This window comes from Erwinia sp. (assembly GCF_031978025.1).
Classification (GTDB): domain Bacteria; phylum Pseudomonadota; class Gammaproteobacteria; order Enterobacterales; family Enterobacteriaceae; genus Erwinia.
Map to the genome: position 1 here is coordinate 1 of NZ_DALZCD010000180.1, position 8,883 is coordinate 8,883.

At 53.7% G+C, this 8,883-nt stretch carries 8 protein-coding genes; 4 read left to right on the plus strand and 4 right to left on the minus strand.

What is annotated here, in order from left to right:
* Nucleotides 1-265 precede the first annotated feature (265 nt).
* Nucleotides 266-1,906, minus strand: a complete 1,641-nt coding sequence (pgm, locus tag RTK32_RS14470) for a phosphoglucomutase (alpha-D-glucose-1,6-bisphosphate-dependent) (RefSeq protein ID WP_312045184.1) — start codon at nucleotides 1,904-1,906, stop codon at nucleotides 266-268.
* Nucleotides 1,907-1,930: 24 nt separating this feature from the next.
* Nucleotides 1,931-2,488, minus strand: a complete 558-nt coding sequence (gene seqA, locus RTK32_RS14475) for a replication initiation negative regulator SeqA (RefSeq protein ID WP_312045186.1) — start codon at nucleotides 2,486-2,488, stop codon at nucleotides 1,931-1,933.
* Nucleotides 2,489-2,724: 236 nt separating this feature from the next.
* Here seqA and ybfF point away from each other — a divergent pair, with 236 nt between their 5' ends.
* The 4 genes from ybfF to fur all read left to right on the plus strand — a co-directional run bounded on the left by ybfF (nucleotide 2,725) and on the right by fur (nucleotide 5,379).
* Nucleotides 2,725-3,489: an esterase gene (gene ybfF, locus RTK32_RS14480; protein WP_312045187.1), complete on the plus strand. Its 765-nt coding sequence runs from the start codon at nucleotides 2,725-2,727 to the stop codon at nucleotides 3,487-3,489.
* A 145-nt stretch (nucleotides 3,490-3,634) separates the two neighbouring features.
* A complete protein-coding gene (gene ybfE / locus RTK32_RS14485; RefSeq protein ID WP_125288637.1) occupies nucleotides 3,635-3,916 on the plus strand; it encodes a LexA regulated protein in 282 nt (93 codons plus the stop codon).
* A 140-nt stretch (nucleotides 3,917-4,056) separates the two neighbouring features.
* Nucleotides 4,057-4,587 carry a flavodoxin FldA gene (fldA, locus tag RTK32_RS14490; protein WP_312045189.1) on the plus strand — a complete coding sequence of 177 codons (531 nt, stop codon included), beginning with the start codon at nucleotides 4,057-4,059 and terminating at the stop codon, nucleotides 4,585-4,587.
* A 348-nt stretch (nucleotides 4,588-4,935) separates the two neighbouring features.
* Nucleotides 4,936-5,379, plus strand: coding sequence for a ferric iron uptake transcriptional regulator (gene fur, locus RTK32_RS14495; RefSeq protein WP_312045191.1), 444 nt, complete (start codon nucleotides 4,936-4,938; stop codon nucleotides 5,377-5,379).
* Between the two features lie 61 nt (nucleotides 5,380-5,440).
* On the opposite strand, the gene RTK32_RS14500 is transcribed toward fur, so the two are convergent.
* Both RTK32_RS14500 and RTK32_RS14505 read right to left on the minus strand, forming a co-directional pair.
* Nucleotides 5,441-8,095: a beta-N-acetylhexosaminidase gene (locus RTK32_RS14500; protein ID WP_312045193.1), complete on the minus strand. Its 2,655-nt coding sequence runs from the start codon at nucleotides 8,093-8,095 to the stop codon at nucleotides 5,441-5,443.
* A gap of 98 nt (nucleotides 8,096-8,193) precedes the next feature.
* On the minus strand, nucleotides 8,194-8,883 hold a 690-nt coding region (locus RTK32_RS14505; RefSeq protein ID WP_312045195.1), incomplete at its 5' end, for an OprD family outer membrane porin.

An 8,883-nucleotide genomic window follows, 5' to 3' on the forward strand; every position in this document is an offset into this window, starting at 1 on the left:
AAGGCAAAGGCAAAGGCAAAGGCAAAGGCAAAGAAGATAATAAAAGATATTCACTAACAACAAATAAAGCTTACTTTAAAATTCCGCGTCAACCTTCAGGGAAATAAGGTTGATTCAGGGGTACGTTTATCGAAAGAAAATAATAAAGAAGAAAAAACAGGTTGGCATAACGACTTAACAGATGGGAATCCAGATATGGACGGAAAGAAACCAATAAAAAGGGCGCTGACATCGCAGCGCCTTTATATCTTAATGCCTTTCGCGATTAAGCGTTTTTTAGTACTTCGCTAACAATTTCTACCGCTTCTTTCTCAATCTTCTCGCGGTGCTCGGCACCCAGGAAGCTTTCGCAATAGATTTTGTAAGCGTCTTCCGTACCGGATGGACGCGCCGCAAACCAGCCGTTCTCGGTCATCACTTTCAGGCCGCCGATTGATGCACCGTTACCTGGCGCAGCGGTCAGACGGGCAGTGATCGGATCGCCTGCCAGCGTATCGGCACTAACCATTTCTGGCGACAGCTTCGACAGTGCCGCTTTCTGCGCGGAGGTCGCAGAAGCCTGCAGACGGTTATAGCTTGGCGCGCCAAAACGCTCCGCCAGCTCATCATAGTGCTGCTGTGGGTTTTTACCGGTCACCGCGGTGATCTCCGCGGCCAGCAGGCACATGATGATGCCGTCTTTGTCGGTAGACCATGGCGTACCGTCAAAGCGCAGGAAGGACGCGCCCGCGCTCTCTTCGCCGCCGAAGCCGAAGCTGCCGTCAAACAGACCGTCAACAAACCACTTAAAGCCTACCGGCACTTCCACCAGCTTACGGCCGATGTCGTTGACCACGCGGTCGATCATCGCGCTGGATACCAGCGTTTTACCTACGGCGACGTCTTTGCCCCACTGTGGACGATGCTGGAACAGATAGTTAATAGCAACGGCCAGGTAGTGGTTAGGATTCATCAGGCCCGCAGGCGTAACGATACCGTGGCGGTCATAGTCCGGGTCGTTGGCAAAAGCCAGATCGAACTTGTCACGCAGCGCCAGCAGGCCCGCCATCGCGCTTTCGGATGAGCAGTCCATTCGGATCACGCCATCTTTATCCAGATGCATAAAGCGGAACGTCTGATCGACCGAATCGTTAACGATAGTCAGATCGAGATTGTAGTATTCCGCGATACGCTGCCAGTAGGCGATGCCGGAGCCGCCAAGCGGATCGACGCCGATTTTCAGGCCCGCTTTCTGGATAGCAGGAATATCGATGATCTGGGACAGGCCTTCAATATAAGGCTGGATCAGATCTTTTTCCTGCAGATGGCCGCTGGCCCAGGCTTCGTCCAGCGCCATGCGCTTAACATCTTTCAGGCCGTCTTTAATCAGCTGGTTGGCACGATCTTCCACCACTTTAGTGACGTTAGTATCAGCCGGGCCGCCGTTTGGCGGGTTGTATTTAATTCCGCCATCTTCCGGCGGGTTGTGCGAAGGCGTAATGACGATGCCGTCAGCCTGCGCGCCGCCTGCCTTGTTGTGCTCAAGGATCGCGTTAGAAATGGCAGGGGTCGGCGTATAGCCGTTGTCCTGCTGTACAATCACGTCCACGCCGTTCGCCGCCAGCACTTCCAGTACGGAAATGATCGCCGGTTCGGACAGCGCATGGGTATCTTTGCCTACGTAGCAAGGGCCGGTAACGCCGTTCTTTTTGCGCTCTTCCGCAATCGCCTGCGCGATAGCCAGAATATGCATCTCGTTAAAGCTCTGTCGACCTGCGCTACCGCGATGGCCGGACGTGCCGAATTTCACCGCGTGTTCCGCGTTGCCGATTTCCGGCTGCAGGACGTAATACTGCGCAGTCAATTGTGCAACGTCAATCAAATCGCTCTGCTGTGCTGGCTGCCCGGCACGGGGGTGACTGGCCATTGGCGCTTCTCCCTGACGCTGTGTTTAGAGTGTGCCGCAAACCTTGTCCGACAGCTCCGTAGGGAACTGCATGGACGACATGATATGTTCAATCATGCTGCGTTTACGGCCTGTGTTGGTGTTGGTGATCACCCAATACGGCGTGCCGGGAATATGTTGCGGCTTGGTATGGGTGCCGTTCTGTACCAGGGTTTGCTGATTACCTGCAAAGTAGACGCGTGTGCGGCCATGTAATGACTCGGTGGCCGCGGCAAATGCTTTGGGATCCAGATTGTATAAAGTCGACAGGATTAGCATAAAGCGATTTACCGCTTTCTTCTGCTCCGCATATTCATCCGACAGCAGCAGCTCGCGAACGGCGCGAACGCGTTCCTGCGGGCGAGACGTCTCTTTCACCCCATTTTCCTGTACGCTGGCGACAGGCGCGGGCGCAGCCACAGCCGCAACAGGCGCTTTCGGTGCCGTCTGGCCAGCGGAAAATTTCAGCATGCGACGTAAAATGTCGGAGGCGCTTTCACCAATATGCTGAGTGTGGCTGGCGATATAACGGTAGAGCTCTTCGTCGACTTCAATAGTTTTCATCTTGATCCAGTACGATTATTGCTGATAAGAGCCGGTTAGCAACCTGTTTTACAGAGGCGCGAAAAGACCAGCCCTAACACGAGGATTATAAAGTTAAATCCTGCCGGGTTATAGCGCCAGCCCCGATTGCGGACAAAAGTCAGAATATGCCGTAAAAAGATCGGGTTGGTCGCGGCGGCAGAAAATCGCTGTTTTATGATAACCTAACCCCTCGTTTCCTCTGTAAGAAGTTTGCCATGAAATTGAATTTCCGCCTGCAATCTGAACAAACAGCCGTTTCTGACGTGCCCGTCGTGCTTATTCACGGCCTTTTTGGCAACCTGGACAACCTTGGCGTGCTGGCGCGCGATCTGAAAAAGGATCGCCGCGTTATTCAGTTGGACGTACGAAATCATGGGCTTTCGCCGCGGTCAGATGAAATAAGCTACGCCGCTATGGCGCAAGACGTGTTGGAAACGCTGGACGATCTCAGTGTCGGGCAGGTTGATATTATAGGCCATTCCATGGGCGGGAAGATCGCCATGACGCTGGCTTCCCTCGCGCCGACACGCGTCAGGCAGCTGGTGGTTATCGATATCGCGCCGGTAGCCTATCGGGAACGCCATCACGACGTTATTTTTGCCGCGCTGGCCGCCGTCAGCGAAGCAGGCATTACCCAACGGCACGATGCTGCGGCACTGATGCGACAGACAGTGGATGAAGAAGGTGTGATTCAATTCCTGCTGAAATCTTTTCAGGCGGGCGAATGGCGTTTTAATGTGTCTGCGCTCTGGCAGAATTACGATCGGATTATCGGTTGGGAAACGCTTCCTGCCTGGCCCCACCCCACGCTTTTTATTCGGGGTGAACATTCGCCCTATTTGCAGGAAGCGTATCGTGACGAGCTGCTGGCCCAGTTCCCTGCCGCTCGCGCCCATGTGATTACCGGTGCCGGTCACTGGGCGCATGCCGAGAAACCTGATGCCGTTTTGCGCGCCATCCGCCGCTTTTTTGCCCTGTGAAAACAAATGTTTTAGTAAAAGGTTAAATAATTGTCGTCGCGACTTTCGCCAGGGTATGATGGCGCGCTAAAATTTGTCGACGGCACCGGCCGCAAACGCTAACGGCTCAATCCATCAGAACTCCAGCCTTCAGTATCACGATTCTATGGCAAAAGAAAACACGGACCGCACCACGATCGATCTGTTCGCAGACGAGCGTCGTCCGGGACGACCCAAAACTAATCCACTGGCACGTGATGAGCAGTTGCGCATTAACAAACGCAACCAGCTTAAGCGTGATAAAGTGCGCGGGCTGAAGCGCGTAGAACTGAAAATGAACAGTGACGCGGTTGACGCCCTGAACCAGCTCGCCGAGCAGCGTAATATGAGCCGCAGCGAGCTGATAGAAGAGATGGTCATGGCGCAGTTAGCCAGGCCTGAGCGCTAAACCACGTGCAACGGTAAAGCACAAAGCGACAAATGCAGGCGGATTAGCCGTTTATCCCCCTGTAGCTGTCTGCTATTATTGCCTTAACATTTTCAGGCTAGCCGCCGCATATCATTAAGTTTCAAGAGGTTATTAAACTCATGGCAATCGTAGGCATTTTCTTTGGCAGCGATACGGGCAATACGGAAAACATTGCAAAAATGATCCAGAAGCAGCTCGGTAACGAGGTGGCTGAAGTTCATGATATCGCTAAAAGCAGCAAAGAAGACCTTGAAGCCTTTGATATTTTGCTGCTGGGCATCCCGACCTGGTACTACGGCGAAGCGCAGTGTGACTGGGATGATTTCTTCCCTACCCTGGAAGAGATCGACTTCAACGGCAAGCTGGTTGCGCTGTTCGGCTGTGGCGATCAGGAAGACTACTCAGAATATTTCTGTGACGCGATGGGTACTATCCGCGACATTATTGAACCTAACGGCGCGGTCATCGTGGGTCACTGGCCGACCGAAGGCTATGATTTTGAAGCGTCGAAAGGCCTGGCGGATGATAACCACTTCCTGGGCCTGGCCATCGACGAAGATCGTCAGCCAGAACTGACCAACGAACGTGTGGAAAAATGGGTCAGGCAGATCTCGGATGAACTGCAGCTTCAGGATATTCTCGAAGCCTGATAACGTTGGCCTGGTGGGCAATCCCCCACCGGGCCAACGCTTTTTCCTATAGAAGTAATAGATACATATTTGTAACTTTTACCGTCAAAACGGTACAATAGCCTTGCTCCGCCTCCGCTTCTGCGGCGCCGTCAATCAGGCAGAGCGAACTGACAACCCAGCGTATATGGGTGCTTGCTTTTCCGGACGTAACGACTTCTTATCCTTACATCCCCTGATGGTTTTGCATCTCCGCTGTGGTTTCTTCAAGGCATCGGTTCTATAATGAGACGCTCAGCTTTTGCGTCGACCGATGCTCACGGCTTTTCAGCCACTTAGTGACCAGCAAAGTAACAGGACAATATCCGCATGACTGACAATAATACCGCATTAAAGAAGGCCGGCCTGAAAGTCACGCTTCCTCGACTGAAAATTCTGGAAGTGCTTCAGGAACCCGCGTGCCATCATGTCAGTGCGGAAGACTTGTATAAACGCCTGATCGACATGGGCGAAGAGATTGGCCTGGCAACCGTTTACCGCGTGCTGAACCAGTTTGACGATGCAGGGATCGTTACCCGCCATAATTTCGAAGGCGGCAAATCCGTTTTTGAACTTACCCAGCAGCAGCATCACGATCATCTGATCTGTCTGGACTGCGGTAAGGTAATCGAATTTAGCGACGAGTCTATTGAGTCCCGCCAGCGTGATATCGCTACCAAACACGGTATCAAGCTCAGCAACCACAGCCTCTATCTTTACGGCCACTGTGCTACCGGCGACTGTCGTGAAGATGAGACGCTGCACGATAAGTAACGCGTTGCAGTAAAAAAACCGGTGATCGCTCACCGGTTTTTTTTTGCCTGTCGTGTGGTTATTATAGGGTTTCTACACGACTGAAACGCTTGCCGTCGCTGCTGACGGCGCGAATGAATACCTTGCCGGAAACCGTTGGGCGAGCGTCATCGCGGTAGCGTTGCCAGCTGTTGCCACCGTCAAGCGAGTACTCAATAGTCACGCCCGGCAGAGCGATATTGGCCTGCAGCTTGCCTGCGGTAATTTTCGCGCCCGGCTGCGGCAAGCGATAGTGGATGCCGGCTTTATCCATTTTTGCCAGCTCGCGCTGTCCCAGCAGATTGGCATAGCGCTGCCAGTCCTTGTTGAGCGCTACGCGATCAACGTGCTGTGTTTCGCCACCTTTGTATTCGCGTCCGGCCTGATAAGCCTGCTCCCAGCCTGCTCGATGCCAGCCACGCTCCGCAACGGCCAGGACTCGAGGGAAAATCATCCCTTCCATCTGCTCATCGGTCCGTACAGTTTCGCTCCAGAGCTGAGCGGAAATACCGTAGGCTCCCGGCCATGGCTTGTCGGATTTAGCGTCGAAGAAATTGCCGTCACGATCCACCGATGTCTCCGCATTCTGTGGCAGATTATCCGGCGCAAAGCTGAACATTTTGCGCTCGTCGTTGAAGCGGGTCCCCCAGTAATAGCCCCTTTCCAATGGATTGACCTCGTACGGGAAATCCATATAGAGATAATCCGGATTGGAAACGATCACCTCATAGCCTTTGTTGGCCCAGTCATTAATGCTGTCAAAGCCGCCCCAGAAAAGCGTGTCCCAGAAATTGACGCCGATGCGTTTGGTGGCAAAGTCCCGGGCGCCTTTCGCTTTTTTCAGGCCATCCTGCCATGCCTGCATCCTTTCAATACCGTGCGCGTTCACCCGCTCGCTGACCTTTTTGCCAAAATAGCTGGGCAGGTGATCCATATCGACAACCTTGCCTGATTTTACCAGCGCCTGACAAACCTGCGATTTCGCCCAGGGCTTGTCCTGCCTGCTCAGGTCGACACGGCCCTTGCCTGCTTCAGGATTAGCTGCATCGGTATAGCCTGGCCCCAGGTAAATATTTTTTGCCTCGTCGCCGCCAAAGTGCCAGGTGATCAACGGCACGCCAGCAGCCTGATGCATCGCCTGGATTTCGCTAATGACCTTATCCACAAAGCGCATGGACGAATCCAGGCAGGGGTTCAGGTAGCTGGTGCGGTCGTAAAACTGTACGGATGTTGTGTTTGAGGTATCGGTCGGATCGACCAGGCGATACTCGTTTGCCTCTGCCGTTTTCCCTTCCTTCATTAACCGCTTATAGCGGGCTTCCAGAGAAATAACCGCTGCTCTGGCGTGAGCAGGCATATCGATTTCCGGGATAACCTCAATGGCGCGTGCTTTGGCATAACGCAGGATATCAATGTAATCATCGCGGGTCAGATAGCCGTTACCCGGCGCGTCGGCGAAGGGCCCGGATCCCAGCTGCGGCAACAAACAGCGCTGCTCCGTCAAATCGTGGCAGCGTTTAGAGCCGATTTCGGTCAGCTCCGGCAGGCCGGGGATTTCAATACGCCAGCCTTCATCATCACTCAGGTGAAAATGGAATTTATTGAGCTTAACGGCCGCCATCTGATCCAGCAGGCGCAGCACCGCCTCTTTGCTGTGGAAATTGCGCCCGATATCGAGAAAAATACCGCGGTAGGCCATACGTGGCGCATCGGTGACGTCCAGCGTAGCGATTTTCTGTTCGCCACTGGCCGGCAACAGCGACAGGACAGACATCATGCCATAATAGACGCCCGCTTCGTCAAACCCTTCTATCCGTGCCTGCTGGTCGCGAATGCTTAGCCTGTAGGCGCCGGACACCGCCTCGTTGCCTTTGAAAGCATCGGGAGCCAGCGTGCTTTTAATCACGTATCCCTGCGCGTTTTCCACCACGCCCAGCAAAGCGAAACGCTCTCTTACCGCTTCCGCCGACTCGACGCTAAGTCCTTTCAACTCAAACTGTACGCCCCGACTTAAGTCCGCATTTTGCGAATGCAGCGTAATATGCAGTGGCGTCGGCAGAATCTGTCCGCGTAATGCTTCGGCCGCAAGCTGGACGGTATCACTGTTTTTTTCGAAGCGGCTGGCAGGCGTCATCAGTACGTTGCGATCGTCCGCCGTTCGCTTCCAGTGGGTATCCATTGGCGAGACAAACGTGGTCAGATTTTCCGTATTCGTGCTGGCGATAATTTCAGGCCGGGCGTTTTCAGAGGTGACATACCAGCGTGGCATCACGTCCGTGATAAAAAGCTGCCAGTATTCGTTAACGAGGGGAATTTGCACCGATTCACCGGCGGCAAACCCCTTAAATTTTTCGGTCGGCTCCAGCCGCGTCAGATCGCCCACCACGTGCACCATGCGGAACTGGTCATTATCCACCCGCAGCGTCTGGCGGATATTGGACAGCCAAATGACCCAGTCTTTGCTGGTAACGGCTTCGCCGGGGTTAGTTAAGGTAATCGTTGCCCGATTACAGGAAGCCCAGTCCGCGCCTGACGCCGCACAATCAATGCCGTGCAGCGCGGCATGGTTATCGTTAACGGTATACTTAACGCCAAACTGGCTGATTTGATTGACGACGTGCTGATCGGCTATCGCGCTACCGCTGGCCATCGCCATCAGCAGCGCGGTTGCCACGAGTGATAATTTTAATTTTTTCATTTCTTTCCTCGTCCGCTATGAGAATGTTCTACCGGTAGCGGAAAAGCACCGTCCCTTACCCGATACGCTTTTCCCGCACTCCCTGGCAGCGTGTGGCATCAAAATACGGTGAAAGGCGCGATAACTATCAGCTTCACGTCCTTTTCGCTCTGGAATATATTGCCGTAACCATTACTAAAGCTCGGCACGTCAGAGTGGTTTTTGTAACGGGTATAGTGCAGGTTAATCTGTGTGTCTTTGGCGCGGCCCTGCTGTACCGTATAGCGTAAATCCATATTCCAGGCGGACTCGCTGAGGCGCTGGCTTTGATCGTAAGCAGGATTAGTTGATGGGCGGGCATCCCAGCCATAAGCATAGGAGGTGCCTGCTGCCCAGCCAGGCAGTTGCCAGCCTTTGAGATCGTAAAGCACACCTGCGTACAGTGCCTTTTGCCCGTTAGCATTAAAATCGCTGCGCGAATCCCACCAGATATCGTTGCGTCCGTTAGACGTCGCGCCTGCGGGAGTCATACGCGCCAGAAAAAAGCCCTGGTTGCCGTGGGCTTTAACCAGGGTTCCTTCCAGACGAAAATCAAACGGGCCGGTTTTGTAGTTCAGCGTAACGGCCTGTAGCCAGGCAAGGCCATCATAAACCTTATTGATATTATTTACGCCGCCCCCTTCCTTATTACGCGCGCCGTAAAATTGCCAGCTGGTATGCAGATCGTTGCCGGCAACAGGGAAGGCCCACGAAACCTTGTTAAAATATTGCTCCATATAATTCCCGGCCTGCCCCAGCGCGCTTTCCAG

What these genes read in the sequence shown, in the direction of transcription:
- ybfF (WP_312045187.1), top strand. Translation starts at nt 2,725, where the DNA reads ATGAAATTGAATTTCCGCCTGCAATCTGAACAAACAGCCGTTTCTGAC.
- fldA (WP_312045189.1), top strand. Translation starts at nt 4,057, where the DNA reads ATGGCAATCGTAGGCATTTTCTTTGGCAGCGATACGGGCAATACGGAA.
- fur (WP_312045191.1), top strand. Translation starts at nt 4,936, where the DNA reads ATGACTGACAATAATACCGCATTAAAGAAGGCCGGCCTGAAAGTCACG.
- RTK32_RS14500 (WP_312045193.1), bottom strand. Translation starts at nt 8,095, where the DNA reads ATGAAAAAATTAAAATTATCACTCGTGGCAACCGCGCTGCTGATGGCG.
- pgm (WP_312045184.1), bottom strand. Translation starts at nt 1,906, where the DNA reads ATGGCCAGTCACCCCCGTGCCGGGCAGCCAGCACAGCAGAGCGATTTG.
- seqA (WP_312045186.1), bottom strand. Translation starts at nt 2,488, where the DNA reads ATGAAAACTATTGAAGTCGACGAAGAGCTCTACCGTTATATCGCCAGC.
- ybfE (WP_125288637.1), top strand. Translation starts at nt 3,635, where the DNA reads ATGGCAAAAGAAAACACGGACCGCACCACGATCGATCTGTTCGCAGAC.